Annotated in this window: 30 protein-coding genes; all 30 read right to left on the reverse strand. The window is 49.1% G+C overall.

Going from position 1 to position 25,076, the window contains the following annotated elements; translation table 11 throughout:
* Window positions 1-642: site-specific integrase (locus H5U02_07015; protein MBC7342186.1), on the reverse strand; the 642-nt coding region annotated here is incomplete at its 3' end.
* A gap of 29 nt (window positions 643-671) precedes the next feature.
* The gene (gene spoIIM / locus H5U02_07020) at window positions 672-1,298 is read right to left on the reverse strand and encodes a stage II sporulation protein M (protein MBC7342187.1); all 627 of its coding nucleotides are present in this window, start codon (window positions 1,296-1,298) and stop codon (window positions 672-674) included.
* 67 nt (window positions 1,299-1,365) lie between these two features.
* Window positions 1,366-1,905, reverse strand: a complete 540-nt coding sequence (locus tag H5U02_07025; protein MBC7342188.1) for an NUDIX hydrolase — start codon at window positions 1,903-1,905, stop codon at window positions 1,366-1,368.
* A 70-nt stretch (window positions 1,906-1,975) separates the two neighbouring features.
* Complete coding sequence (gene spo0A / locus H5U02_07030; GenBank protein MBC7342189.1) at window positions 1,976-2,788, reverse strand: sporulation transcription factor Spo0A; 813 nt, start codon at window positions 2,786-2,788, stop codon at window positions 1,976-1,978.
* A gap of 106 nt (window positions 2,789-2,894) precedes the next feature.
* Window positions 2,895-4,184, reverse strand: coding sequence for a SpoIVB peptidase (gene spoIVB, locus H5U02_07035; protein ID MBC7342190.1), 1,290 nt, complete (start codon window positions 4,182-4,184; stop codon window positions 2,895-2,897).
* Between the two features lie 151 nt (window positions 4,185-4,335).
* On the reverse strand, window positions 4,336-6,009 hold the full coding sequence (gene recN / locus H5U02_07040; GenBank protein MBC7342191.1) for a DNA repair protein RecN: 1,674 nt from the start codon (window positions 6,007-6,009) through the stop codon (window positions 4,336-4,338).
* A 22-nt stretch (window positions 6,010-6,031) separates the two neighbouring features.
* Window positions 6,032-6,484, reverse strand: coding sequence for an arginine repressor (argR, locus tag H5U02_07045; GenBank protein ID MBC7342192.1), 453 nt, complete (start codon window positions 6,482-6,484; stop codon window positions 6,032-6,034).
* Window positions 6,485-6,490: 6 nt separating this feature from the next.
* Window positions 6,491-7,366: an NAD(+)/NADH kinase gene (locus tag H5U02_07050; protein ID MBC7342193.1), complete on the reverse strand. Its 876-nt coding sequence runs from the start codon at window positions 7,364-7,366 to the stop codon at window positions 6,491-6,493.
* Window positions 7,367-7,410: 44 nt separating this feature from the next.
* Window positions 7,411-7,941: a hypothetical protein gene (locus tag H5U02_07055; protein MBC7342194.1), complete on the reverse strand. Its 531-nt coding sequence runs from the start codon at window positions 7,939-7,941 to the stop codon at window positions 7,411-7,413.
* 6 nt (window positions 7,942-7,947) lie between these two features.
* Window positions 7,948-8,766 carry a TlyA family RNA methyltransferase gene (locus tag H5U02_07060; protein MBC7342195.1) on the reverse strand — a complete coding sequence of 273 codons (819 nt, stop codon included), beginning with the start codon at window positions 8,764-8,766 and terminating at the stop codon, window positions 7,948-7,950.
* A 14-nt stretch (window positions 8,767-8,780) separates the two neighbouring features.
* Complete coding sequence (locus tag H5U02_07065) at window positions 8,781-10,736, reverse strand: 1-deoxy-D-xylulose-5-phosphate synthase (GenBank protein ID MBC7342196.1); 1,956 nt, start codon at window positions 10,734-10,736, stop codon at window positions 8,781-8,783.
* On the reverse strand, window positions 10,672-11,298 hold the full coding sequence (locus H5U02_07070) for a hypothetical protein (protein MBC7342197.1): 627 nt from the start codon (window positions 11,296-11,298) through the stop codon (window positions 10,672-10,674). The genes H5U02_07065 and H5U02_07070 overlap by 65 nt, the downstream gene beginning before the upstream one ends.
* 742 nt (window positions 11,299-12,040) lie before the next feature.
* Entirely contained in the window at window positions 12,041-12,949 is a 909-nt protein-coding gene (locus H5U02_07075; protein MBC7342198.1) for a polyprenyl synthetase family protein, read from the reverse strand.
* Window positions 12,950-13,190: 241 nt separating this feature from the next.
* Window positions 13,191-13,823, reverse strand: coding sequence for a cyclodeaminase/cyclohydrolase family protein (locus H5U02_07080; protein ID MBC7342199.1), 633 nt, complete (start codon window positions 13,821-13,823; stop codon window positions 13,191-13,193).
* Window positions 13,824-13,840: 17 nt separating this feature from the next.
* Window positions 13,841-14,692: a bifunctional 5,10-methylene-tetrahydrofolate dehydrogenase/5,10-methylene-tetrahydrofolate cyclohydrolase gene (locus tag H5U02_07085; GenBank protein ID MBC7342200.1), complete on the reverse strand. Its 852-nt coding sequence runs from the start codon at window positions 14,690-14,692 to the stop codon at window positions 13,841-13,843.
* A gap of 50 nt (window positions 14,693-14,742) precedes the next feature.
* Window positions 14,743-16,113: an NADPH-dependent glutamate synthase gene (gltA, locus tag H5U02_07090; GenBank protein ID MBC7342201.1), complete on the reverse strand. Its 1,371-nt coding sequence runs from the start codon at window positions 16,111-16,113 to the stop codon at window positions 14,743-14,745.
* 17 nt (window positions 16,114-16,130) lie between these two features.
* Window positions 16,131-16,973, reverse strand: a complete 843-nt coding sequence (locus H5U02_07095; protein ID MBC7342202.1) for a sulfide/dihydroorotate dehydrogenase-like FAD/NAD-binding protein — start codon at window positions 16,971-16,973, stop codon at window positions 16,131-16,133.
* 75 nt (window positions 16,974-17,048) lie between these two features.
* Window positions 17,049-18,044, reverse strand: coding sequence for an O-sialoglycoprotein endopeptidase (locus H5U02_07100; protein ID MBC7342203.1), 996 nt, complete (start codon window positions 18,042-18,044; stop codon window positions 17,049-17,051).
* 32 nt (window positions 18,045-18,076) lie between these two features.
* Window positions 18,077-18,493, reverse strand: coding sequence for a transcription antitermination factor NusB (gene nusB / locus H5U02_07105; GenBank protein ID MBC7342204.1), 417 nt, complete (start codon window positions 18,491-18,493; stop codon window positions 18,077-18,079).
* Complete coding sequence (locus H5U02_07110) at window positions 18,490-18,714, reverse strand: DUF2273 domain-containing protein (protein MBC7342205.1); 225 nt, start codon at window positions 18,712-18,714, stop codon at window positions 18,490-18,492. The genes nusB and H5U02_07110 overlap by 4 nt, the downstream gene beginning before the upstream one ends.
* A 13-nt stretch (window positions 18,715-18,727) precedes the next feature.
* Window positions 18,728-19,264 carry an alkaline shock response membrane anchor protein AmaP gene (amaP, locus tag H5U02_07115; protein MBC7342206.1) on the reverse strand — a complete coding sequence of 179 codons (537 nt, stop codon included), beginning with the start codon at window positions 19,262-19,264 and terminating at the stop codon, window positions 18,728-18,730.
* A 45-nt stretch (window positions 19,265-19,309) separates the two neighbouring features.
* Window positions 19,310-19,717 (reverse strand): Asp23/Gls24 family envelope stress response protein, encoded by a 408-nt coding sequence (locus H5U02_07120; protein ID MBC7342207.1) that lies wholly within the window; start codon window positions 19,715-19,717, stop codon window positions 19,310-19,312.
* 58 nt (window positions 19,718-19,775) lie between these two features.
* The gene (locus H5U02_07125) at window positions 19,776-20,336 is read right to left on the reverse strand and encodes a SpoIIIAH-like family protein (protein MBC7342208.1); all 561 of its coding nucleotides are present in this window, start codon (window positions 20,334-20,336) and stop codon (window positions 19,776-19,778) included.
* On the reverse strand, window positions 20,333-20,992 hold the full coding sequence (locus H5U02_07130; protein MBC7342209.1) for a hypothetical protein: 660 nt from the start codon (window positions 20,990-20,992) through the stop codon (window positions 20,333-20,335). Before H5U02_07130 ends, H5U02_07125 begins: the two co-directional genes overlap by 4 nt.
* 20 nt (window positions 20,993-21,012) lie before the next feature.
* Entirely contained in the window at window positions 21,013-21,546 is a 534-nt protein-coding gene (locus H5U02_07135; protein ID MBC7342210.1) for a stage III sporulation protein AF, read from the reverse strand.
* A 21-nt stretch (window positions 21,547-21,567) separates the two neighbouring features.
* Window positions 21,568-22,770: a stage III sporulation protein AE gene (gene spoIIIAE, locus H5U02_07140; GenBank protein ID MBC7342211.1), complete on the reverse strand. Its 1,203-nt coding sequence runs from the start codon at window positions 22,768-22,770 to the stop codon at window positions 21,568-21,570.
* Window positions 22,771-22,782: 12 nt separating this feature from the next.
* The gene (gene spoIIIAD, locus H5U02_07145) at window positions 22,783-23,181 is read right to left on the reverse strand and encodes a stage III sporulation protein AD (protein ID MBC7342212.1); all 399 of its coding nucleotides are present in this window, start codon (window positions 23,179-23,181) and stop codon (window positions 22,783-22,785) included.
* Window positions 23,182-23,198: 17 nt separating this feature from the next.
* Window positions 23,199-23,405, reverse strand: coding sequence for a stage III sporulation protein AC (spoIIIAC, locus tag H5U02_07150; protein ID MBC7342213.1), 207 nt, complete (start codon window positions 23,403-23,405; stop codon window positions 23,199-23,201).
* A gap of 15 nt (window positions 23,406-23,420) precedes the next feature.
* Window positions 23,421-23,942 carry a stage III sporulation protein AB gene (gene spoIIIAB / locus H5U02_07155; protein ID MBC7342214.1) on the reverse strand — a complete coding sequence of 174 codons (522 nt, stop codon included), beginning with the start codon at window positions 23,940-23,942 and terminating at the stop codon, window positions 23,421-23,423.
* A complete protein-coding gene (gene spoIIIAA / locus H5U02_07160; protein ID MBC7342215.1) occupies window positions 23,932-24,957 on the reverse strand; it encodes a stage III sporulation protein AA in 1,026 nt (341 codons plus the stop codon). The genes spoIIIAB and spoIIIAA overlap by 11 nt, the downstream gene beginning before the upstream one ends.
* Between the last annotated feature and the right edge of the window lie 119 nt (window positions 24,958-25,076).

A 25,076-nucleotide genomic window follows, 5' to 3' on the forward strand; every position in this document is an offset into this window, starting at 1 on the left:
CGTACCCAAGCGATTGATAAACAGGGCTTCTTCGCTTTTGGTCTTGGCCAACTTTGGCCTCCCCAAGTTGATGTAGTTGCGTAAAGCTTGCAAAGCCATGGATCCTAAGGGCAAAATGCGCTCCTTGCCCCCTTTTCCGAGGCAACAAACCATCTCGAGATCAAAATTTATATGGCAAACATTCAAGGATACGGCTTCCGACACTCGCATACCCGTGCCATATAGAAGTTCTAGGAGGGCTTTATCGCGAAGTCCGTTGGGGGTATGAAGATTGGGCTGGTCGAGCAGCCGATTTACCTCATCAATTGATAGCACTCGGGGAAGAGGCCGGTTACCTTTTGGAGAGTCGAGGTCCTCAGTAGGATCCTCCGAGGTGATATATTCCATGTTGAGAAAATGAAAAAAGGAACGGATGGCTGATAGGTGCCTGGCTACGGTTGCTGGAGCCCGGTCCTTAGCTTGAAGAACAGAGAGGTAAGCGATTACGGTGGCCCTGGTCACCTGTTTCCAGTCAGTGATGCCCTGTTTTTGACAATAGTCGCGAAAGAATGAAAGATCACTACTATAGGAGGAGGCCGTATTCTCGGATAATCCGCGTTCCACGATTGCATACCTTAGGAATTCCTCAACCAAATACTGCATATCTATTTTACGCTCCCTCTTGTAACAGCTCATGAAAGCAGAAGCTTGAATAGCCATGGAGACACATAACCTTCTATCCAAGCTCCAAAACTCATAAGTAGGCTTAGGATTCCAATGAAAAGGCAGTACAGGCAAAACCGAGCCCAGGTGCTTTGTCTATCATTCCGCCATCCGGTAGTCCGAGTCAACGATAGAGAAAAAAGCGTACCTCGCACCCCTGCAGCCACTAACACAGGAACATAAATTAGGTTTTGCGGAAGAAAGCAAGTAGCGACGATCCAACCTCCTCCTATCTCAATTCCCTGGGTTACGAGAAATGCTATCGAAAAACCTAAAATAAATCCCCGGGCCATGATAACCGCCCCAATCAGGGGAAGCCCAATTACCGTTAAACCTAAAAGCCATATAGCCGCTAGACTTTGAAGATTTATAGTCAATGCTCTTTGAAACAGGCGATAGGAATTGGGTATCTCTTGTTGGCTATTCTGTATAAGCAGGTCCAAATACCGAGTAAGGTTTTGGACCTGCCCATCATTGAGCCCCGAGGATCCTAATACTCCCAGCATAGCACCTAGGCTAAAGACCAATAGCATAAGTGCATATAGAACTATATTCTCCCGAAAGTGGTTCCCAATTTTATAACTTAGACCCCGCATATATGGCTACCACCTTCCAGCTTTGCCTGCAACTAACATTTATTAGCTGAAAGGTGAGTTTATGCTGTTATCTAAATCCACATACACGAAGAGCCATTAAACACCCTATTATGGTTTTAGCGTCTACGATGTCTCCATTCTTTATCATCTGCAAGGTCTGGCTAAGGGGTACCTGCGAAATCTCCATAATCTCTTCACTAGATCGACGGGGGGTGCCCAGACTTAGATCTCGAGCCCAATAAAGGTAAATCATTTCATTGCAAAACCCCGGGGATGTATAGAACGTCCCAAGGGGTTCCCATTTGCCAGCCTGGAAGCCTGTTTCCTCATAAAGCTCTCTTTGAGCACAATCCAGCGGTTTTTCTCCAGGGCCAAGCTTGCCTGCAGGGATTTCCCACAGCGCCCTGCGTACCGGATAACGAAACTGTCGTACTAAAGTCGTATTGCCTTGGTCATCTAGAGTTACTACAGCTGCTGCCCCGGGATGTTCGACCACTTCCCGTGAAGCTGATCTGCCATTGATAAGCCTTACCTTATCTAAACGCAAACGCACGATATGTCCTTCGTACAACGTATTGGAACTTATTGGTGACTCCCACAACTCCATGATTTTCGCCTTCTCTCAGTTGAGTCTTGACCCCATATAGAAAGGCCCTTCCACGCTTATAGAACTTTTACTAACGAGCACCAATTCTAAGTTTGTCGGCAATCATAGCAATAAACTCTGAATTGGTTGGCTTACCACGCTCCATATTTACCGTGTACTCAAAAAAACGGTTTATAGTCTCCACATTACCCCGATCCCAGGCTAGTTCTATGGCATGACGGATTGCGCGCTCTACACGACTCGGGGTAGTATCATATTTCTTGGCTATCATTGGGTAAAGCTCCTTAGTCACCGCCCCCAGCAAGTTAATGTCCTCGGTCACCAAGAGAATAGCCTCTCTTAAGTATTGGTATCCCTTTATGTGCGCCGGGACACCCATTTGATGAATGATTTTAGTAACTTCTAGATCTAGATTTCTGGCTTTGGGTGGTGCAGCACCAGCTATATGGTTGTGACCATTGACCAGCTGCTTGATGCGATTTCCTAGTACAGAAAGGTCAAATGGCTTAACAATGTAATAGTCCGCCCCTAGTTGCATTGACCGCTGGGTCATACTTTCTTGACCCAGAGCAGATAGGACAATGATTTTAGGTCTCGGGGATAAATTGATTTCTTGAAAACGTTCCAGTACCCCAATTCCATCCAAATGCGGCATCACAATGTCTAGAATAACCACATCGGGGTTGTTTTCCTCAATGAGGTGAATAGCATCTAGGCCATTGTACGCGACCCCCACGAGGTTGAAATCTTCTTCCTGATTGATAAAATCTTTTAGTATCTCACAAAGCTCTCGGTTATCTTCAACAACAGCCACGTTGATCAAGTTTGACACGCTCAAAACCGCCCCCCGATCGAACTGCCTATCAGCAACGCCTATACACATTCTACATGGGTTTGCCTAATCCTTCCAGGGGTAATTGGGGAGAAATTCAGTCATTTTTCGCCCGAGCAGGTTTCCCGACACTTTCTTTCGACCTGATTTGAAAGTCCTAAGCTGCATCGGCAGAGGTTGGCTCTTGTCTCCTATGAAACTCCCACCAGAACCCACTTTCATGTAGCATCCACTCTATGAAAACGCCATATCCACGGCAGGGGTTGTTAATGAAGACATGGGTCACAGCCCCCACTAGACAACCATTTTGAATTATCGGACTGCCGCTCATGCCTTGGACAATTCCCCCAGCCACCTTGATTAGTTTTGGGTCAGTTATCCTTATGACCATGCCCTTGCCTTCGCGCTTACGGTCCGCCATAACTTTCTCTACATGTACAGCAAATCTTTCTACTTGATTCCCCTTAACCACAGTTAGAATTTCCGCTGGGCCTTCCTGGACTTGAGAAGCTAACGCTACTGGAATAGGAGTATGATAAACGCCATTTGCCGGCGGCCGTTCCAGCTCTCCAAAAATCCCGTATTTAGTATTTTTTAGGATATTGCCCCTAACACTACCTTTTTCCAAAAATACCCCTACCTTTTCGCCCGGCTGGTTGCTGGTGCTCTTTTGGATAGTTTGAATCACAGCCTCCACGATCTTCCCTTTAGCAAGTTCAACCGATTGGTTAGTCTCAGGATCCGCCACTAGGTGCCCTAAAGCGCCATAGATATGACTATGGGGGTCATAAAACGTCAGAGTCCCCACTCCAGCCGTCCCGTCACGAATAAAAAGACCTAAACGGTATTTACCGCTTGCCTTGCATTTAGCTGGCTCAACCATGGTTGACAATTGTCGTGATCCCCGTTTAAAAGTGATCTCGATTCTTTCCCGCCGTTTTCCCAGTTCATCAACGAGTCTAGCAGCTTGCTCGCTGTTAGTTACTTGGTGGCCTCCTACTGTTTGAATCTGATCGCCGATTTCCAGTCCCGCCTCCTTGGCTGGACTGTATTGCCGCCCACCAACAGTAGTCACCGGGGCAAAACCAACTACTACTATGCCTCTGGTTTGAAGCATAACCCCGATCGACTGGCCTCCTGGAACCAGCTCCAGAGGTGGCACTATTTTGATGACTGTGGATCGTAAGGGAATTAATCCTATCAACCGGTAACTTACATTGACTTGTCCTGGCGGTAGACTAGGGCCCACTTCCAGGCCATGGTTTGGACCGCTGATGTAGGTCTTAACTCCAAGGGGTACATGTGGTAGAACAGGGCCAGGAGAACCAGCTATGCAGCGTTGTTCCAACGGCAAGGAGTAAAGGCTTGACACAGAAGAGGTAAAACACCCTATGAGACCAAGCAAAAAAAAGCCAACCACAATGACCTTCTTTAGTGATAAGTGCACCCTGTAAACCTCCTAAACCTCCCCTGTCAACACCTCCTTTGACTTGGTCCACCGTCCTCCCTGAAACTAAAATAACCGCGAAAGTAAGTAGCTATCCTTGACCCGCTAGAAAAGTTGCGGTTATCTTTCCAGAAATAACCACACCCATAAATTAGGTTAGCGCCCTTTGTCTTAACTCTTTGGCGTGCTCCAAAGCTATCTTGCTATCTTGCCCGGAAAGTATTCTAGCAATTTCCTTTAGTCGACCATCTTCGTCGAGCACTCTCGCAGTCACTCTTGTGCTTCGTTCCGTAGGAACTTTTTCAATGTAAAAATGGCGGTCAGCTAAACTAGCCAAGTGAGGAGAATGGCTTACGCAGATTACCTGGCGAAATCGGGCCAACTCAGATACTTTTTTCGCAACTACCTGAGCCGCATTGCCACTTATGCCAGTCTCAATCTCATCGAAAACCAGCGTTGGTACTGGGTCGATTTCCATCAACGCTGTCTTAACCGCCAACATAAATCTAGACATCTCGCCGCCTGACGCCACCTTGCTTAAGGGACGAAGGGGTTGTCCTGGGTTGGCGCTAAAAATAAACTCTATGGTATCTAAGCCATGCGGAGAAAAATCACCTGTATCTAAAAACTTGACTTTGAATTGTGCCCTAGGCATGTTGAGAAGGCGGAGCCTGTCGGTCAGTAAAGCACTTAAGCGCTTACCTGCTTGCTTTCTTAGTTCACTTAGTTTTCTAGCTTCAGACAGATATTCTTGTTCAACCAACCTATAATTTCTCTCCAACTCCTCTAGCCTGCTTTTATAATCCTGACAAGATGCCAGGCAGGCCCTTTTTTTCTCCAGTTCCTCCAGGATGTCGCTGGCAGAACCTCCGTACTTTCTAAACAGAGATCTTAGAGCATTTAGCCGCTCTTGAACCGCCCGCAGGCGGGACGGATCGTAATCAACTCGGTCACGGTAGTCCCGCAAGGTTTCTCCGACTTCTTGAATCTCGTATAGACAAGATTCTACTCTGTTAGCTACTGACCCAAGGGAAGGATCCATGGCCTCTAATTCTTTCAATTGGCGGGTGATTTGCGATAGCTGATCATAAACCGAGCCGGGGCCTGAGGAACCATGATATAGCCGCTCATATGCTTCCTCTGCGCCAAGTTTCAGTTTCTCAGCATGAACAAGCATCCTTTCTTCAGCTTCCAATCGTTCTTCTTCGCCAGGCGCAAGCTTTGCCCTCTCAATTTCCTCGACTTCACTCTCGAGAAGAGCAATCTCTCTTTCATCAAGCACCTCGGCTTTTAACTCGTCTTTCTCCCTATCATAGGAGCGAAGTTGGCCATATAGTTCCTGAACCTTTTGGCGCGTTTGAGCTAAAGATTCTCCGCCCAAACTGTCCAAAATATCGAGCTGGCATTGGCGCTTGAGGATTTGTTGGTACTCGTGCTGCCCCAGGATGTCCACTAAACCGGCTGTTAAGCGCTGCAGAGTAGCCACAGTCACCAAATGACCGTTTACTCGGCAAACGCTCCGGCCATCACTAGAGACCTCCCGCGATACGACCAGCTGATTGTCGTTTTCCCGTACTATCCCGGCCTTCTCTACTTCCGCCCAGCGATCTGCTCGTATCTCAAGCACGCCTTCAATCACGGCCCGGCGGCTTCCGCTCTTAACCATTTCCGCTGATCCCTTGCCCCCTAATAACAGGGTCAAGGCATCGATAATGATCGACTTTCCAGCACCCGTCTCTCCAGTTAGCACATTTAATCCAGCATCAAAATCCAAATAGATGTCATCAATTAGGGCAAAATCACATATATGTAAACTCACCAGCATTATGGATCCCCCCGGCACACGATTATGGAGTAAGAAACTCAGAAAACCGGCTGTGGATCTGCTTAGCTAACTTCCTGTTCTTGATAACGGCCAAAATGGTATCGTCCCCTGCCACTGTACCAATTATTTCAGGCCAGCCAATCCCGTCTATACAGGAAGCAACTGCATGAGCAACTCCGGGAAGTGTCTTGATAACCACGAGGTTGTCGCTGGTGTCGATCTTTAACACTGAGTCAGCAAATAGTCGTTTTAGCCTGATTATCGGGTTTGGTGCCTCAGGATTTGGACAAGCATAATAATAATTGCCGTCCCTTCCCATCACCTTAATTAGGCCCATCTCCTTTATGTCGCGGGATACCGTGGCCTGGCTGACCTCAAATCCAGCTTCAATTAATTCTGCAGTAAGTCTTTCTTGGGTAGATATTGGCCGCTGAGTAATAAGTTCAATGATCTTCCGCTGCCTGGCTGCTTTCAATGGATTTCACTCCTCAGGCCACGGCATGACACCATGGTTATCCTGGAGCTTTTGCTGCAAGACCTCAAAAAAGCCACGACCTTTGATTCGAACCAATTTGGCTCTAAACTCTGCCTCTTCAACAATGATTTTGTCGCTAGCCTCCAATTTGATCCCCCTCTGTCCGTCAACTGTCAGCATTACCTCAGCAGCCTCTGAACGCAAAAGCACGACGATCTTTTCTGAAGATGAGACTATAAGTGGTCGCGAGTAAAGGGTATGGGGACAGATAGGAGTTATTATAATGGCCCGCATCTCCGGGGAGACTACCGGTCCGCCAGCGGATAAGGAGTAGGCTGTGGACCCAGTAGGAGTAGCTATTATCAAGCCATCAGCCGGGTAAGTAGCAATAGATGAACCGCGCACTTGGGTTTCGAGCCTTATCATCCTCGAAAACGCACCTTTAGCGATCACAGCATCATTTAAGGCATAGACATGCTCTATCTCTACATCCTGCCTTATTACCGTCGCCTTTAGCATCATGCGCTCATCGATTGTATACTGGCCGGCCAACAGCAGTTCTAGACCATGATAGAGATCTGAAGGTTCGAGCTCGGTTAGAAATCCCAAACCTCCTAAGTTAATACCTAAAACCGGAGTGCCGAAAGGCGCTGCAGACCTTGCGCCGTTCAATAGAGTCCCGTCTCCTCCCAGGATAATCAAAACCTCTGCCTGGCTAACTACTTTTGCTTCAGAGGTCCCTGCCGAACAATGAATAGCTCGGGCATTGGCTATCGGCATCAATACTTCTATCTGGCGTTTCCTTAACCATTGGTATAGGTCTCGTCCAACCTCTACAGCTTGTGGTTTGCGAAGGTTTAACATTAGTCCAACTTGCCGCATGATATCTGCTCACCCTCTGCAACAACGGTTGCGTCCAAAGCCGACTATTTCAGCATCATATATACCACAATTGCTCCGACGGCCAGCCCGGCAACACTCATAGATAATTCCCTGAACAGCTGAACTTTCTTCTTATACCTTGGCCCTGAGACATTTACTTGGAGAGGATATATTATGTCGTTATCAGTATCTATTAACACCATCCCATCTGCCTGGCAAGAAATGCACATCTCCACTAACCTGCGCATGTGGTTTGGGCCATCTAACCAATGGGAAATCTTTTGCCCCTCAACGCTTTGGGCAACGAAGAACTCACCGTCCTTTTCCACCACGAAATCAGCTCTCGATTCAAAATTGAAACTTCTACCCAAAAGCTCAAGTACAGTATTGACCCTGGGTTGACAGCAAATTATCCTGTACCCATACTTTTCTAAGACCAAACCTGCTGCTTCCAGTTCTTTAACCGCAGGCGGCAGCTTCCACCTTACGCCCCATCCTACCATGTACTTCTTAAAGTACCACACCCCAAGCAAACATAACGCTATGGTTAATACGATTACATCAACAGGCTGCATCGGGCGTTACTCCCCCAATAGGAGCTTGTGACTTTGTTGGACCACCTCTTTGACTTTAGCTTCTAAAAGCAGCACATGCTGATTAACCAGGTAATCAGCAGCCACTAGAAATTCGATATTGCCTTTAGGGCCGCGGATAGGAGAAAAGGTTAGACCCCAAGGATAGAGCCCTATTTCTCGCATGTGACCCGTAATCCGCAGCAATACTTCACAGTGCACCGAGGCATCTCTTACCACGCCATGTTTGCCCACCTGATGCCGACCAGCCTCAAACTGTGGTTTTACTAAGGCAACTAGGTGAGCCCCCCTCTTCATAACAGCACTTACGGGTCCCAGTATTTTGAGCAAGGAAATAAAGGATACATCAACGGTGGCAATATCTACCCTTTCGGGTATCATTTCCGGATCAAGGTAGCGAACGTTAACCTTCTCCAAAGCCACAACTCTTGGATCAGTACGCAGGGTCCAGTCTAACAATCCGTGCCCGACATCCAGGGCATAAACCCTGCGGGCACCATGCTGAAGAGCGCAGTCAGTAAACCCTCCCGTTGAAGCTCCCACATCCAGTACAACCATGTTAATAAAATTGAGGCCGAATTCCTTAATTGCCTTTTCCAGTTTGAGACCACCCCGGCTCACGTAGGGTAGCGTCTGGTTACCAACGGCTATATCGGCCTGCGGGCTCACCAGGGTTCCGGGTTTAGAGATTGTCCGCCCCCCAACTTGAACCTGACCTGCCATGATAGCTGCTCGTGCCTTCTCTCGGCTGGAGAAAAATGATCTCTGTACAAGGAGGCAGTCGAGGCGGAGTTTATCCGTTGGCAATAAACCTACCCACCTCACTTTCGACCCATGGAAGCATCGCTCTGAGAGCTTCGGTAACCTGTAGTTTTAACCAAGGAGCGAACTGCGTTAGCAATCCCGCTAGCATCGAGGTAATAGCGTGAACGCTGTTCATCAGGGTTACCTTGTTTAACAAACTCATCAGTAACTCCTAGGGTCACTAGTTGAACGGCGCTTACCCGGTTTCGAGTCAGAGTTTCGCTGACAGCGCTTCCAAACCCGCCATGTAGTATGTTTTCTTCCGCAGTCAGGATGCGGCGGCATCGCCGCGCCATAGATATAAGGCTCTCCTCGTCAATGGGCTTTATAAACCGTGGATTAACTACGGATATTTCAATCCCTTCGGAACGGAGCATCGCTGCTGCTTCTAAAGCAGTGAAAGCCAACGGGCCAACTGCGAAAACGGCCGCGTCTCGCCCCTCCAAAAGAACCTCTGCCTTACCTAAGGGAAGTGGTTCAAGCCGGTGGCTCATGGACGTTCCCATTCCCCTTCCCCTAGGATATCTAATAGCTACAGGACCCTGGATTTCCAGGGCAGTTACCAACATGCAGCAAAGTTCAGCTTCATCTTTGGGAGCCATGACTGTAAAATTGGGTATAGACCCGAGATAGGAAAGATCAAATAGGCCCTGATGAGTTTCCCCATCTTCCCCGACAAATCCGGCTCGGTCTACAGCAAAGATTACAGGGAGCCTTTGCAAAGCAACATCATGAATTAATTGATCATAGGCGCGCTGTAAAAAAGTTGAGTAAATGGCTACTACGGGTCGCATACCGCAAGCTGCTAGGCCTGCCGCTAAAGTAACAGCGTGTTGCTCGGCTATTCCGACATCAAAAAACCGTTCCGGGAATTCCCGAGCAAAGTCGCCCAAGCCGGTGCCGTCGGACATGGCTGCGGTTATGGCCACCACATCTGGTCGTTCTCGAGCTATCTCAATCAAGGCATTGCCAAATACCGATGAGTACGTTGGCGGCCCCGGCGCAGAAATAAGACGTCCGCTGTCAATATCGAAGGGACCTACGCCATGAAACGTGTTAGGGTCCAGCTCAGCAGGCAAATAACCCTTACCTTTCCTGGTTACTACGTGAACAAGAACTGGGCCATCGATCCTTTTGGCATCATTAAGAACCTGCTGTAGTGCTACCAAGTCATGACCGTCGATAGGGCCTAAGTAGGTGAAGCCAAGTTGCTCGAAGTACATTCCTGGAACTAGGAGATACTTGAAGCTGCCTTTGGCCCGATCCAGCGTTCTTCCAATCATATCTCCTACAGGACCTAACCTGGCTAGAAAGCCTCTAATGCTCTTCTTGCTCTTAGAATATCTCGGGTTAGATCTCAGCCGGCTGAGATAGGTGGCAATAGCCCCGACATTCTTGGCAATAGACATTTGGTTATCGTTGAGGATCACGATTAATCTGGTGCCAAGGTGACCAGCATGATTCATGGCCTCGAATGCCATACCGCCCGTCAAGGCTCCGTCACCTATAACAGCTACAACATGGTAATCCTCTCCCCGTAAATCCCTAGCCAAGGCAAACCCTAAGGCGGCAGATATAGAGGTGCTACTATGGCCAGTGCCAAAGCAATCATAAGGGCTTTCCCCTCTCTTTGGGAAACCACTTATTCCCTCGCTCCGGCGCAAACTTGAAAATACATGCCTTCGCCCAGTTACCAACTTATGGGCATAGCACTGGTGCCCCACATCCCAGATGATTTTGTCCTTGGGCATGTTAAACACAATATGCAGGGCTAGGGTCAGCTCCACCACGCCCAAGCTGGGAGCTAGGTGGCCACCATTGGTTGATACCGTAGCCAAAATTTCTTCTCGTATCTCGGCTGCAAGCTTTTTCAGTTGGGGCAACCCCAATCTCTTTAAGTCGGAAGGGCTATTTACCCTGTCGATCGTCCTCAAGTCCTTTTCTCTCCTTCGGCCTCCGAAGACTCCGATCATCCCTCAATACCCTAACCCCAGTAAATTGCTCGATCCAATAAAGGGCCTTCCCCACTAAAGCAATAATGCGAGTAGATTCTTCAATGGCAAATCGCTTGCAGTAAGCCTTACCGCCAATGGTTAAGGCAGAAATGGTGGCAGTCATCAGTATTCCTGGCCAAAAGTTATCTTGCCATCCCTGATAATCTCGCGTAATCCGTACCACTATCAGTGCGCCTAACGCCCCGCTGACGGTGCCCGCAATATCCCCAACTACATCGTTGCAAAAGCTGGACACCTGGTCAGCCTTTCGCACGATTAACCTGGCTTGGCTGGCCCCTGGAATCTTCTTAGCAGCTTGAGCATGAAAAGGAGCTTCTTGGGCTGCTGCTGAAGCTACTCCGATTATATCAAAGACAACGCCAAGCAAGATAACCGTGAGCAACAACGAAACAGCCAACAGGATGGAGGCCACGCGCTCAACTAAACCCTGAGATGCCAGACTAACTATTGTAGCTAAAAAAAAAGCACCCAGACCAACTGTCACTGCGCGCCTAAAGCTACCCTTTTTGGCTTTGGCCACCCACATTTCACCCCAGGGTACATATTAAAGCTCTACAAAGGTATGTTTACTCTTAGCCCCCGGAAGCATAGTGCTCGGGTAGGTGGCAGCACACCGGGTAAACTTTGCGGCTTTAGGTCCAGCAGGATTTCCCAGCAATCCACCTTGGCGTTGCCACCATGGCGGTTTCCCATTAAGGACTACTCTGCCGCGTTACCGCAGGCAGGGCTGGATTGCCACTTAGCGCGCACTGTAATCCCCGGTGGGCTTTACCACAAGGTAAACAGCCTAGAGGTTTTCCCCTAACAGCTCACACAGGCCCTTAGCCTCTTTTGCAGTTGGGGTTTCAATCAGCCACTTCCCGGCTTCCGGCCGTCAGCCGGTCGAGCTTTAAGATCTCTACCCGCAACCACTCAAGGCAGGCTACGCTGCACCCAGCACCCTTTGTACCGAATGCAGGTTCGCCTCAAGCCATAGCCAATAACGGCCACGAACTTGAGTCTCCACGGAAGCAGGGTCAACGCCTACATGCCGTTGTAGATCGCCCCGCCTCCTTAACTTCCAGTACCAACCCCCGACTGGGCGTCAGAAGCCAGTACCAGAAACTTCATCGGTATGCCCTTGACGGATTTTTAGGCCCGCCTTCAGAGCCAGGTGGCTGACTAGGATACTGCGCCACCTACCTTCCCAGGTGATTTATTGTATCATGCCCTAATGGTTTTAGCAACTCCGGCATAGGTTCCCATGCAAACACCTGAATGGGCTAGTGGTCACGATGTAGCAAAAAGTCCGCTATTCGGCGCAAAAGGTCAGCCTTACGACCGAATATTTGTAAGAGGCTAATGGCAGCAGCAACTTCCTTGCTGACCTTCCTTTTTGCCTCTTCTAAACCAAATGCTGCAGGATAAGTGGCTTTGTGCTTGGCTTCATCTTGACCCACCCGCTTACCCATCTTTTCAGGGTTGCCTACCAAATCAAGGATGTCGTCTACTATCTGGAATGCTATGCCAAGGTGACTAGCGTACTGGGACAGCACTGCGATTCTATCCTCACCTGCTCTTGCTAAAATTGCCCCGGCTTTGACCGAGGCCTGAATTAGGGCACCAGTCTTGCGGGAACAAATGTAGTTGATCATTTCCTGGTTGGGTTGGCAACCTTGGCTCTCTATGTCTCCAACTTGTCCTCCCACCAAGCCCTGAGATCCACAAGCTTGGGCAACTTCCTTAACCACCCGTAGAACCTCTTGAGGCCTAAGACCTAGGTCAAAGCCATTACTAGCTATCAGTTCGAAGGCCAACGCCTGTAAAGCATCGCCGGCGAGCAAAGCAATGGCCTCCCCGAATACCAGATGGCAAGAAGGCTTACCGCGCCGCTCGTCGCTATTGTCCATAACTGGCAGATCATCATGTATGAGGCTGTAGGCGTGGATACATTCGATACCCGCTGCTGTCGGCAATACAAGGGCAGGATCCGTTCCGCAGGTCCGCGCTGCGGCCATTACTAAGATAGGCCGCAACCGCTTACCCCTCCCCAAGACGCTATATCGCATAGCCCGGTGCAAGCTTTGTGGGTATGTCTCTTCTGAAGGCAAAGTTTTATCAAGAAAAGCATCTACCTGTTCGATTAGTTCTCCAAATTGTTCTTCCCAGGTCAATAACTCACCTTCTATCATTAAGCCTAGAACTCTGGTTGCCAACTCTTACATCTTAATACTACCACCTTCTTAAGCCAAGATCATCTCCCCTTCGAAAAAATCCTCTGCACTACGCTGCAGTATAGCCGACCGCACCAGGGCTGTCCGCAGATGGGGGTTTCCTTTGTTGGTCGAATGCTGCACGCATGAGGCACCCCTATGAAATAATGCAGGTGCCCGCATCACCGGGCACCTGAATACCTTAAGCTACTTAACATGCTTACGCAAGTCTCTCTCTTACCTTCTCCAAAGCTTTAGCCTTAAGGGCATCGGCTTCCGATATTAACTTCGCTTTACGTTCCTGCGCCGCACGAACATAATCGGGATCACTTATGGAAGGTAGATTGATATCGACCGAAAGCAGGGCCGAGCGAAGGGCAGCATCGCAAACGTAGGCTCCTACCCCCACGTCGCTGATCGCACCCTTGTTGCCAATGAGCGAGAGCTTTTCGGCCAGCCTCAACCCCTCAAGGCAAGACTCAGCAATGGTGAACGGGGTATCGGTAGCCGCCTTGAGTGCTCTTTGCTTGGCTTCTTCCCTTATCCTCTTCTCTTCTTCAGTTTCCTTAGGCATCTTGTATACTTGCATAAAGTTGGAAAAGTCACTTATGTCCCTTTCAACTAACTGTTCTAGCTTCTCAATCAACTCGTAAACTTGGGCGAGGATGCCCTTAACTTCCCCTTCCACTTCCCGATATTTCTCTTTGCCTACCGTAAGATTGGCTACCATGGCTACCATAGCCGCTCCTAGACTCCCCACTAAGGCAGAAACGCTGCCGCCCCCGGGAGTAGGCGAACTAGACGCAGAGACCTCAACCACTTTTCGAAACGACCAATCCCATACCTCGCTCATGAAAAGCCTCCTCCCATCTAACCCTTCCCCAACTGCTTCCTTATCCCTTTCAGCACATTGCGCAAAATAAGTACAGTAGTTAGGGAACCAACACCACCAGGAACTGGAGTGATCGCTCCCGCCACCTCTTTGGCCTCTTCAAAATCCACATCGCCACAAATGCCGCCATCCACTTCATTGATACCAGCATCGATTACAACTGCACCAGGCTTGATCATATCAGCCTTAATCATTCTTGGCTTGCCCACTGCGGCAATTAGGATATCGCCCTCTCTGGTCACTGAACCCAGTTCTCTAGTCCGCGAGTGGCAAATAGTAATAGTTGGATTATACTTAAGCAGAAGAAAGACTAGCGGCTTTCCTACGGTCTCGCCGCGACCAACGATTACCGCCCGCTTGCCTTCAATTTCTATCCCCGACCGGACTAAGATTTCAACGCAAGATTGGGGAGTAGCTGGAAATAGACCATCCTGTCCACTCAATATATAGCCACGGTTAATTGGATGGGATCCATCCACATCCTTGTCCGGCCTAACAGCTTCTAAGACCTTTTGCTTATCGATGTGTGCTGGCAGTGGTAATTCTACCATGATACCATGAACCGAAGGATCCGAGTTCAACTTGTCAATTAGCTCAAGAACTTGACTCTCAGAAGCATCGCCCGGCAAGGTAAACAGCTCATAATCAATGCCCACGTTGGAACTAGCCTTCTTTTTGGAGTTGGCATATACTACCGATGCAGGGTCATCGCCAACCAAAACCGCAGCCATTTTCGGGACAATTCCCTGTTCACGAAGCCTAGCTACCTCCGCCTTAGTTTCTTCTCGGATCTGCGCCGCTATCGGCTTTCCTTCCAGCAACCGGGCCAAGACCATTCGCCTCCCCCATTTTTACTTAATACCAAGGCCTCAGGCCCCGTCTAGCCTTTGGCCTTGTTCCTCAGGTAATCATCAATGGCTCGGGCTGCAGCCTTTCCTGCTCCCATGGCCAAGATTACAGTGGCAGCTCCCGTCACAATGTCCCCTCCGGCAAAAACCCCGGGCCGTGAAGTTGCGCCAGTATCCGGTGCGGCAACTATGCAGCCGTGCGCGTTTGTCTCTAAACCCGGAGTAGTTTGGGGAACCAAGGGGTTAGGGCTCTGGCCAATGGCAATGACCACCGTATCTACTTCCATGTAATACTCCGATCCTTTAATAGGAACAGGCCGCCTCCTCCCTGAGGCATCAGGTTCACCCAATTCGAAACGGATACAAGTCATGCCCTTGACTGCTCCAGACTCATCGCCATGAAACTCAACCGGTGCAGTCAACAGGTGAAACTTAACTCCCTCCTCCTTGGCATGTTCAACTTCTTCTTTTCTAGCAGGCATTTCTTCCTCGGAGCGGCGATACACAATATACGATTCCTCAGCCCCTAGGCGGAGAGCTGTACGAGCAGCATCCATGGCCACGTTCCCAGCACCAGTAACCGCAACCCGCCTTCCCACTTTGATGGGAGTGACCGCCTTAGGAAAATCATAGGCTCGCATCAGGTTGGTTCGAGTCAGGAACTCATTAGCCGAGTAAATTCCGTTAAGGTTTTCGCCAGGGATGTGCATGAAGCTAGGCAGCCCAGCTCCCGTCCCTATAAACACCGCATCATAGCCCATTTCAAATAGTTCATCCACAGTAAGGGTTTTTCCTATGACCGTGTTGGTGCGGATTTCTACTCCCATTTGCCTGATAGTATCAATTTCCGCTTGAACTATTCTTTTGGGCAAGCGGAATTCAGGAATCCCATACATTAGAACTCCGCCCGGCACATGCAGGGCTTCAAAAACGGTAACTTGGTGTCCCATGCGAGCCAAATCCGCTGCTGCTGTTAAGCCGGCCGGACCACTACCAACAACTGCTACTCGGAAGCCTGAAGGTTCACACACCGATGGAACAGTGGCGCCATTGTTCAACTGTAAGTCAGCAACAAAACGCTCTAATCTTCCAATACCTACCGGCTCGTGCTTCTTTCCCAAGGTGCAATACTTTTCGCACTGGTTCTCTTGAGGACAGACCCGGCCACATATAGCGGGGAGGTTGTTCTTCTCTTTGATCTTGTTGATGGCACCTTCGAAATCCCCTTGCCGAATCAGGCTGATAAAACCAGGAATATCTACCTCTACTGGGCAACCCTCCATGCATTTCGGCTTGCGGCATTGCAAGCAACGTTCAGCTTCCGCAAGAGCAAGTTCTCTAGTGTACCCCTGTGCCACCTCATTGAAGTTCCTTATCCTAGCTGCTGGTTCTTGTGATGGCATAGGGTTCTTTTTTGGCTTTACCGGCACTGACAGTCACCCCCATGTTGGTGCACTTGCTGAATCCTTCTTTCCTCGTCATGGTAGAAGCTCAACCTTCGCACGGCCAAGTCCCAGTCTACCAGATGCCCGTCAAACTCCGGCCCATCCACGCAAGCAAACTTGGTTTCCCCACCTACTCCTACTCGGCAAGCACCGCACATCCCCGTCCCGTCCACCATTATGGGATTCATGCTAACGATCGTCTTTACGCCAAAAGGCAAGGTAGTGCGGGCCACGTTCTTCATCATAATTACAGGTCCGATACCCCAAACTCTGGCGATATCGGTACGAGTTTTCAGTAATTCTTCTAAGGCTTCGGTTACAAATCCATGCCGCCCATAAGACCCATCATCAGTGCATACAATGAGTTGATCTACTACCTGGCCCATTTCCTGCTCGAGAATGAGGAGATTCTTGGTTCGAGAGCCGATTATTCCGATAACCTCGTTGCCAGCTTGTTTCAAGGCCCGAGCTATCGGGTAAATGGGCGCTATTCCAACTCCACCGCCCACACAGACAACAGTACCATATTGCTCGATCTCGGTCGGACGGCCCAGAGGCCCGACGAAATCCAGCAGTCTATCTCCAGCTTCTAACTCCCCTAGGCGCTTAGTGGTAAAGCCAACCTCTTGGAAAATGGTAGTTATCGTGCCCTTATCTCGGTCAAAATCGGCAATGGTGAGCGGAATCCGTTCACCATCTGTATCCAACCGAAGGATAATGAACTGCCCGGCCTGCGCCTTTTTGGCAACCAAGGGTGCATAAATTTCCATCAGTTTGATACTGGGGGCCAGCTCTTGTTTCCGAAGGATGTCATACAAATCGGATCCCTCCCACAGTCAATACGGCTATCCGTTACCGCTACTATTAAGTTGATTAATTCGTAACTTTTTTCACTATTCCTGCCATGAAATATGAACAGAATTTAGAAGGTTATCTTTGCAGAAGGCTGACCTTGCTAACAAAGCAACGCCAACGGCATTATCAGTTGCCAGTTTCGGGTCTGCAAACCATAAGCGCACCTTCTCGCAATCCAATCTGTGTTCTAACCGCTGCCTGATAAACTTATTGGCAATCACACCTCCTACCAGAAGAACGTCAGGAACCCGCACCGCCTGCACTGCCGCCCGGATCACCTTCTCTAGAGTGGCAGCAATGCATCTTTCCACTGCCCTAGCTATTAACGCAGAGTCCACACCTTCATTATATAGCTTTCGGGCATAAGTTTCCGGACCTGAAAAGCTGAAACTCAAGCCCCTAACCACCGAAGGTATAAATACGCCCTTTTCATCTGGTGCTTCGCCAGCCAGTCTTTCCAAAGCCTGGCCACTAGGGAAGGGAAGCCCTAGTAAGACCCCCACTCGATCTACAAACTGTCCGGCTGATAAGTCGGTTGTTCCGCCCAAAGCTTTAATTTCATATTCCGGAAGCTTTTCCTTTACCAATAATACCTCAGAAGTACCCCCGGAAAGGTGGATTGTTACAAAGCTATCACCTATAAGGCCTGAAGAACACTTTCCTGCCATAATATGACCTTCCTGGTGAGAGACAGTCACCCACGGGACACCCAGCACAGCAGCAAGGGACTGCACGCAGCTGAGCCCAGCTAAGAAAACCGGCATATAGGACCCAGGTAAACGCCGGGGTTGGGAACTTGCTGCCATACCTCTCCACGAATGGTGGTCAGAACCCAACGCTTCGCTTAAGCTTTCCATGAGCTGCGGAAGGTTTTTAATGTGTTGAAAAAGGGCAGCAGACTGCGCTAGCCCTTTTTCTCCCAATGGTACTTTCAGAGTTTGACGAACATCTGCCCAAACAGATCCCTCGACATCTACAGCTGCCACGGATGTAGTATAGCAGCTGGTATCTACCCCAAGGTATAATTCCGCCATAAACAGGTTCACCCTCTAAGCTTGACAGTAGCTTATCTGTTACCTTTGGTGCCGACGTTTTTGCTGGCCGTATCAAGAACCCCATTTATATAAGCTGAGGATTCCTCAGTGCTATAACGGCGCGCCAACTCAACCGCCTCGTTGATGATGACGTTGACGCTAGCTTCCTGACCATAAAGCAGCTCGTAAAGAGCAAGGCGCATGATATTCCTGTCCACATTAGGCATTCGATCTAGGCTCCAACCAGCAGCATATTCCTGCAAATGGGCATCGATTTCCGGTAAATGCTCGGTCGTTCCCTTGACTATCCTTTCTACAAACTCTTTGTCTTTCTCAGTGAGTTGACTTTCCTGAAACACGCTCTCAAGAGCGTTATCAACCTTGGTTCTGCCCAAATCAATTTGGAAAATCGCCTGCAGCGCTTTCTCTCTGGCTTTACGCCGACTCACCGCCGTTCACCCCAAAGTCTCTTCAGAAAGCTGTCTAACCCTCCGCTTTGATCTATGCTTTTGCCAACCAAATAACCAGTTACCATCAACAGGAGTATGACTACGGCCCGCCATAACCCAAAAAAGGCTATCAGGAGGCCGATACCTAGCCCAATTAATGTCCCTACCAGCTTACCGCGGTGCTGAGTAAACAGGTAGGCAAGCATTTCTCTCCAGTCCATATCTCTTTCCCTCTTAATGTACCCGTCCACCAGCAGTACCGGCAGCGATATTCTGGACGGTGACCTTAGTCTCCAATACAGGCACTCCGACCACGTCTTGTACGTATTGCTTAATCCTTTCCTGCAAAGCCCTGGAGGCTTGTGGAATGTTGGTATCTGGTACTACCATCGCCAAGACCTCAATGACTACTCCCGCAGTAGTTGCTTGAACCAAAGGTTTAAGATCTCTGATCCCTTCGATCTGACGCCCCGCTCTGACCACCGAGTCTTCTAACGCCCGCAATGAGACTTTGATATCTCCTAACGAATTGGTCTCAACCAGAGCTCGGTCCGAGCTAGGCTGGCCATTAAGTGAGGTCACCAGGGGAGCAATGCCTAGGATAACTACTATCCCAGAAACAACTCCTACAATCCAACGGCTTTCAGGTTGCGAAAGGGCAGTCTGAACCAGTTGAAGCGGCAGGGTCCAGCCCAAGGCCGAAGCCAAGAGTACACCAGCCATTACGGTCAGCAAGATAGTATATATGGTACAAATAATTCGATAGAACACCTGGAATCCTCCTCTTCAGCCCGACTGGATGCATGTAGTAAAATGCTACCTCACCCGGCTCTCCTCTTCTGGTTCCGCAGGACTAAAGGAAACCCCCTGTACATAGACGTTAACCTCAACTACTTTTAGACCTGTCATTTGCTCCACGATTTCTTTAACTTTTTCTTGCACCTGTAAAGCTATATCGGGAATGCGCACCCCAAATTCCACGATTACCGATAAGTCTATGGCAGCTTCGCGTTGGCCAACCTCAACCTTCACGCCCTTAGATAGATTTTTCCTACCCAGCATTTCAGCAATTCCGCCGACAACGCCACCGCTCATCCCTGCAATGCCGGGCACTTCTGTGGCAGCCAGACCTGCAATAATGGCAACCACCTCATTGGCTATCTTTATAGAGCCAATTTCTGTGGAAACCTGATTCGCTTCCCCTACACCCGAACTGGGCTCCAAAGCGTTCACCTCCTGCAAACCAACCTGCCTGTGTATTATAACATTGGCAACTTTATATCTACAAGGTTTTGGGAATGATCACAATGTCTTCTAGGGTCAAGCTGGTAGCCCTAGCTACTATGTCAGCAATGCGGTTGGCATCTTCTCCCTGCCAGTTTTTGCTGCCAACTACTACGGTAGCTGAATTAGGCTCAATGAAGACCACCGCCTCAGGGTATCCTTTAGCCTTGATCAGGTTCTCCACTTCTAGCTCCTGCTCGGCCAAACGGCTCAACTCAAGCAGCTGATTTTGCGCGTCTTGCCGGCTTTCATTAGATGAGTTGGGGTTGTTGATAATTTCCTTCAAAAGCTGCAAATGCTGACTACGAAGCCGATCCCGCTGCAGTCTGTACTCGATAAAGAAGTCGCGTTCTGGCTGAGGCGGCGAAGCTTCCGGGACCAATGGTTTGGCCTCTGGCTTCACAGTTTCCTGGCCGGTGACCGGTGGAAAACTAGCGGTTAGATCCTTGGGTTTGGTTGAGGTCCGACTAAGGTTACCAATGGCCAAGTATAGAAAGCTAATGGTGAGCACTCCTACCAACAAAAAACCAATTGTCCGTCTAGTTGTCATAATAGTCACGGTTCTACCTCCTTTCCTTCAGGTTTCCGAGCTGCAACCATCACCTGATGAGGCTGAACATTTAGCAAAGTGACTGCTGCTTGGATAAGCTGGGCCCGAACCGATGCATTTCTCGCTCCCGGCGCTACAATTAGTACTCCCCGCACCTTCGGTTTAACCTCCTTGACTATTACTGGCTGCTGCCCGGCTTGGCCTTGCGATTGAGCCAATACCAATTGCGTTTCTCGGCTATCCTCAGTTACCGTTCGATCGGCTTTACCATCCCCGTGCTCTTCGGTTTTCCTCTGATTCTGAGTATTGTTGGTCGCGTATTGGTATTCCGGTCCTTCGTATAGGAAAACTGTTACTGCAGCCTCTCCTACCCCGTCAATTTCGCTTAGAATTTCCTTTAACTTGGCTTCCATATCAGTCTCGATGGTAGTCTTGGATCGGTTATCTTTATCACTAAGGACAGTACCCTCCCCTTCAAGCTGGTTTTCGGCTTGAGGAGTTACTTGGCGTCTGTATAGGTTATCGCTCCAGAGAAAACTAACTCCGATTGCGATGAGCAATACAATGACCCCAACCCAACGTGCCTGGGCGCGATTTAGCCCAAAAGGAAATTTCTCTGGTCCCTTTTCGCCATTGATCAGATTTTGAAAGGGGTTGTTCGTCAAAATCGCCACCTCCTTTTCAGCTACTTGTTGCCCAAGATCTCTACCTCAACCAGCTTGGGATCAATTAGATAAAAATTTGATACCACTGACTCAACCTGCTGTCGGGTAATCGTATCTGGAGAACTAGCATCTGTTACCCACAACCTTATTTGGATTTGGGCCAGAGAAAGCTGGTTAGCACTACCAGTTTGGGCATCGGCCCTAACTTCGGCCTTGTCAACTCCCGGAAGCAGCTCAAGGATCTGTTCGATTTGCTTCTCTACCCGAGCAGCATATTGCCTAGCAGTCAGAGATAGAGTAGCATCAGCCATTCCTTTGTCCGTAGTTGGCAATCCCTGCCACGCCGCTAATGCAGTTGCTGCACCGGTGCGGCTAAGTTGTTCTATTTGTTTCGTAAGAGGCGCCAGTATGGCAGCAATAATGAATAATCCTGCCACCAGCTTTACGTACCGGTTCATCTGCCCCGATGGGAGTAGCATCTCAACCAGTCCTGCTACCACTACGGTCAAAACCACGTTACGCACTATTTCGTGAATCGTCGCCACGACCGCCACCCTCACCTGCTTGCCTTTAAATCAACCAGCTGCCATCACCGATCCTAGGTTAGTGAGCCCCACGATAATTCCCAGGGCGATAAACAACATCAGCGCTACCGCGGCTACAGCCGCAAAAACTAGGGTAAGAGAGCCACCCATACCATCCAAAGCTGATCCTAGGCGCATATCCCCTAAGGGTTGAGCCAAAATAGCGGCTGCCTTGTAAATTAAGGAAAGAGATAGGATCTTGAGCACTGGTATAGCTGCTAGCCCAACTATAATGATAGCCCCAGCCAATCCCAAAGCATTTTTGAGCGCCAGAGTGGTTCCTAGTACTGCGTCCATCGCGTCGCTGAACATTTTTCCCACGACCGGAATGAAGGCCATGGATACAAACTTGGCTGACCTTAATGCTAGTCCATCTTTAATTGCCGCCCCTACCCCCTGGATGCCCAACATCCCCACAAAGATGGTCAAGCCCAGACCCAACAATCCAAATGATACCTGCCGCAAAAACCCCCCAAGCCGAGATACCGGGGATTTTTCCATGAATTCACTGACCAGATTGACTACCAAGCTGCAATAGATTAATGGAAATACCACATTCTTGATAAGGGCGCTAAGGGCACTTATAAATGTCAGCAGGGCAGGGTGGATGACAGCTGCGGAGGTTATGGCGCCAGATGCCGCTACCAAAGGTAACAACACTGGTAGGAAACTATGGACAAAGCTTACCATCGAATCAATGGCACGTTGACTATAACCTACAGCTACGGAAAACGAGGAAAAAGCCAAACCCAATAGGGCCAAATAAGCAACTGCGTGAGCAAGTTTGCCTGCGTTGCCTTCGCCAAAAGCCTGAGATAAATTTTGCAGGACAGCACACGCTACGGTCAAAATCAGAAGTTTGGCCAGAAGCGACAGGTTAACAGCAATCTCTCTGCCTAAATAGATCAAGAGGCTTTTGACCAATTCCCAAGCACTCCATGGTAGTTCTCCGTTAGTCAAGCTCTTTACCAACCGGCTGGCACTAATTATTGGTAAATGCCCTGAAATCTCTTGATCAAGCTGATTTATGTACGAATCCAGCTTGCCTAAATCGAGTTCTTCCAGCTGAGTATCTAACAGACCTCTAAGGTCAGGGGAAACCTTGTCGGGCAGATCGGTAGTCGCCTCCGCTAGCGGTAAAAAGGTCAAGAAGCAAAGTGTACCAAATAGAAAAACCATCACCAATCTCCGCAAAATCATCCCCGCCTAGGGCAATAGTCTCACTATCAACTCAAGAATGGCAATTAAGATGGGAACTGCAACGATTATGATTAGCACTTTGCCGGCAAGTTCCACCCGGCCGGCAATCGCGCTTTCACCTGCGTCTCGGCAAAGCTGGGCCCCAAACTCAGTTAAATAAGCGATACCAACTATCTTAAAAAGAAGGCCAAGATAAAACTCATTGATGCCTGCTTTACGAGACATATCTTGCAATACCTGGACAACCAAGCTAATCTTGGTGAACACTACTAGGAAAATAACTATACCAGCTATTAGAGCAACTATTAAAGCTCCAGCCTCAAATTTGGTTTGTCTTAGAAGGGCTGCCAATAATGCTGCCGTCAACCCCAATCCTATGATTTGTAGGATATTGGCCCAATCCATACTGTCACCCAGCTCTATTAAAAGAGCTGAAAAACTGACCGAACGGTATTGAACAGTTGCAGAATGACAGGTATAGACCACAATAGGGCTATGGCCAGCCCAGCTAGAAGGGTCATGTAGGCGTATTCGTCACGCCCAGCCTGTTTAAGAAATGAATAAAAAATGGAGATGATGATGGCCAACGCAGCAATCCTAAAGATCAACGATACTTCTCCCCAAAGCATATTCTCTCTCCTAACTTAGATCATGGCTAGCACTATAGTGGCGCCTACCAAAAAACCCAAGGTACGCCACACTCTTTCATAGCGGCTACGCTCAGCTTCAGCAATCTGCTCTTGCTCCTCAAGCTGCTTTTTGGCCAGCGCTAGGTTCTTCTCCTGATCGACCTTATCAGATACCCCCAGGCTTGCTCCTAGTGCTTTCAAGACTTCAGCATCTTCTGGCATTAGAGCTGAACTTCTCAGGTATTTGCTTAGAGCTTCAAACCAAATTGCTTGACCTGGATCACCATCAGGCCGTTCCCATAAGCTGGCTGCTTCTCCGAAGAATCGACCTACATCTGGAGCCACTCGGCTGGCAACTCGCCGTAAGGCTTCTGGCAAAGGCGTAGATGCATAAACAATCTCAGTTTCTAGCATCTGCAAACCCGACCTCAGCAAGCGTAACTCAGTTACGCGGCGCCTATAGTTAGAACTTACCATCAAACCAAATCCACCTGTAGCGCCGATTACCATGAGTGCACCGATCAGCTTAATGACCAAAGGTGTTCACACCCCGAACATCTCTGTTAATTCGGCGGTAAATGGGCCTTCGGCTTATGCCATCAATAATTTCCTCCAAGGTTCCCGGACCTGCGGCTCGACTCAAAATAACTATTCTCTCAAAAGCCCCGTGCTCAAGCAGGGAACCCAAAGCCGGACGCCTTTCCAATTCGTGGATGCTTGAGCCATGGGCTGTGGCTATGAGAGTTGTGCCAGCGTTCATAACTTCAGCAATGGCTTCGACATCCTCAGCTGAGCCAATTTCATCAGTAGCAATCACCTGGGGTGACATGGAGCGGACCATCATCATCATTCCTTGAGCTTTGGGGCAACGGTCAAGAACATCAGTCCGTAATCCCACATCCTTTTGAGGAACCCCAAAGTAACTTCCAGCAACTTCAGACCGCTCGTCTACCAACCCTACGTTTACTCCCGGAATACCCAGCTCGGGCATTCCATTGCTGATAGTCCGGATTAAATCTCTCAAAATGGTGGTTTTTCCGCAGCGAGGTGGTGAAACCAGTAGGCTATGATAGAACCGACCAACGAGACGAGAATAAAGAAACGGTATGATATGAGCACTACAGCCCTTGACCTCGCGAGCTAGGCGGATGTTAAGCCCTGTTATGTACTTCAGCGCTTTCACCAGCCCTCTCTCAGTTATCACTTCTCCTGATAACCCAACTCGATGGCCACCCGCGATAGTTATATAGCCATACTTAAGCTCCTGCTCCCAGGCGTATAGGGAACCCTGGGTGAGGAGTTCCAAGGTTCGAAGAACGTCCTGTTTGTTGACTACATAGCTTTCAGAGGGGGTGTTAACCGAAACGCCGTGGACATTTAGTAAGATTTCGCGACTCTCAGCCCATATTGCTAGAGGCTTTTCCACCCTTAGCCGGATTTCCTCGATCTTCCTAGTTAGGAAAGGGTTAAGACCCAACAGAACCTGTTTGATACTAGGAGCAATGTAAGGAAATATTTGTTGTAGCACTTGGTCCAGGGGTTGGCATTCCATGGGGTTTGCCTCCAAATTGTTTAAGTGCTGTACAACTCTGGAATAATACTTATTTTTGGGCTGGCATTTTTATGCAAAGGCAGGTAAGCAAAGCGGTCAGATAAAAATAAAACCAGGCA

This window comes from Clostridia bacterium, from assembly GCA_014360065.1.
Taxonomy (GTDB): domain Bacteria; phylum Bacillota; class DSM-521; order Neomoorellales; family JACIYF01; genus JACIYF01.

Excerpts from the sequence above, each read along its gene's own strand:
- spoIIM (MBC7342187.1), bottom strand. The coding sequence starts at position 1,298 with ATGCGGGGTCTAAGTTATAAAATTGGGAACCACTTTCGGGAGAATATA.
- H5U02_07025 (MBC7342188.1), bottom strand. The coding sequence starts at position 1,905 with ATGGAGTTGTGGGAGTCACCAATAAGTTCCAATACGTTGTACGAAGGA.
- spo0A (MBC7342189.1), bottom strand. The coding sequence starts at position 2,788 with ATGTGTATAGGCGTTGCTGATAGGCAGTTCGATCGGGGGGCGGTTTTG.
- recN (MBC7342191.1), bottom strand. The coding sequence starts at position 6,009 with ATGCTGGTGAGTTTACATATATGTGATTTTGCCCTAATTGATGACATC.
- H5U02_07050 (MBC7342193.1), bottom strand. The coding sequence starts at position 7,366 with ATGCGGCAAGTTGGACTAATGTTAAACCTTCGCAAACCACAAGCTGTA.
- H5U02_07055 (MBC7342194.1), bottom strand. The coding sequence starts at position 7,941 with ATGCAGCCTGTTGATGTAATCGTATTAACCATAGCGTTATGTTTGCTT.
- H5U02_07065 (MBC7342196.1), bottom strand. The coding sequence starts at position 10,736 with ATGATCGGAGTCTTCGGAGGCCGAAGGAGAGAAAAGGACTTGAGGACG.
- H5U02_07075 (MBC7342198.1), bottom strand. The coding sequence starts at position 12,949 with ATGATAGAAGGTGAGTTATTGACCTGGGAAGAACAATTTGGAGAACTA.
- H5U02_07080 (MBC7342199.1), bottom strand. The coding sequence starts at position 13,823 with ATGAGCGAGGTATGGGATTGGTCGTTTCGAAAAGTGGTTGAGGTCTCT.
- gltA (MBC7342201.1), bottom strand. The coding sequence starts at position 16,113 with ATGCCATCACAAGAACCAGCAGCTAGGATAAGGAACTTCAATGAGGTG.
- H5U02_07100 (MBC7342203.1), bottom strand. The coding sequence starts at position 18,044 with ATGGCGGAATTATACCTTGGGGTAGATACCAGCTGCTATACTACATCC.
- H5U02_07110 (MBC7342205.1), bottom strand. The coding sequence starts at position 18,714 with ATGGACTGGAGAGAAATGCTTGCCTACCTGTTTACTCAGCACCGCGGT.
- spoIIIAD (MBC7342212.1), bottom strand. The coding sequence starts at position 23,181 with ATGGATTGGGCCAATATCCTACAAATCATAGGATTGGGGTTGACGGCA.
- spoIIIAC (MBC7342213.1), bottom strand. The coding sequence starts at position 23,405 with ATGCTTTGGGGAGAAGTATCGTTGATCTTTAGGATTGCTGCGTTGGCC.
- spoIIIAA (MBC7342215.1), bottom strand. The coding sequence starts at position 24,957 with ATGGAATGCCAACCCCTGGACCAAGTGCTACAACAAATATTTCCTTAC.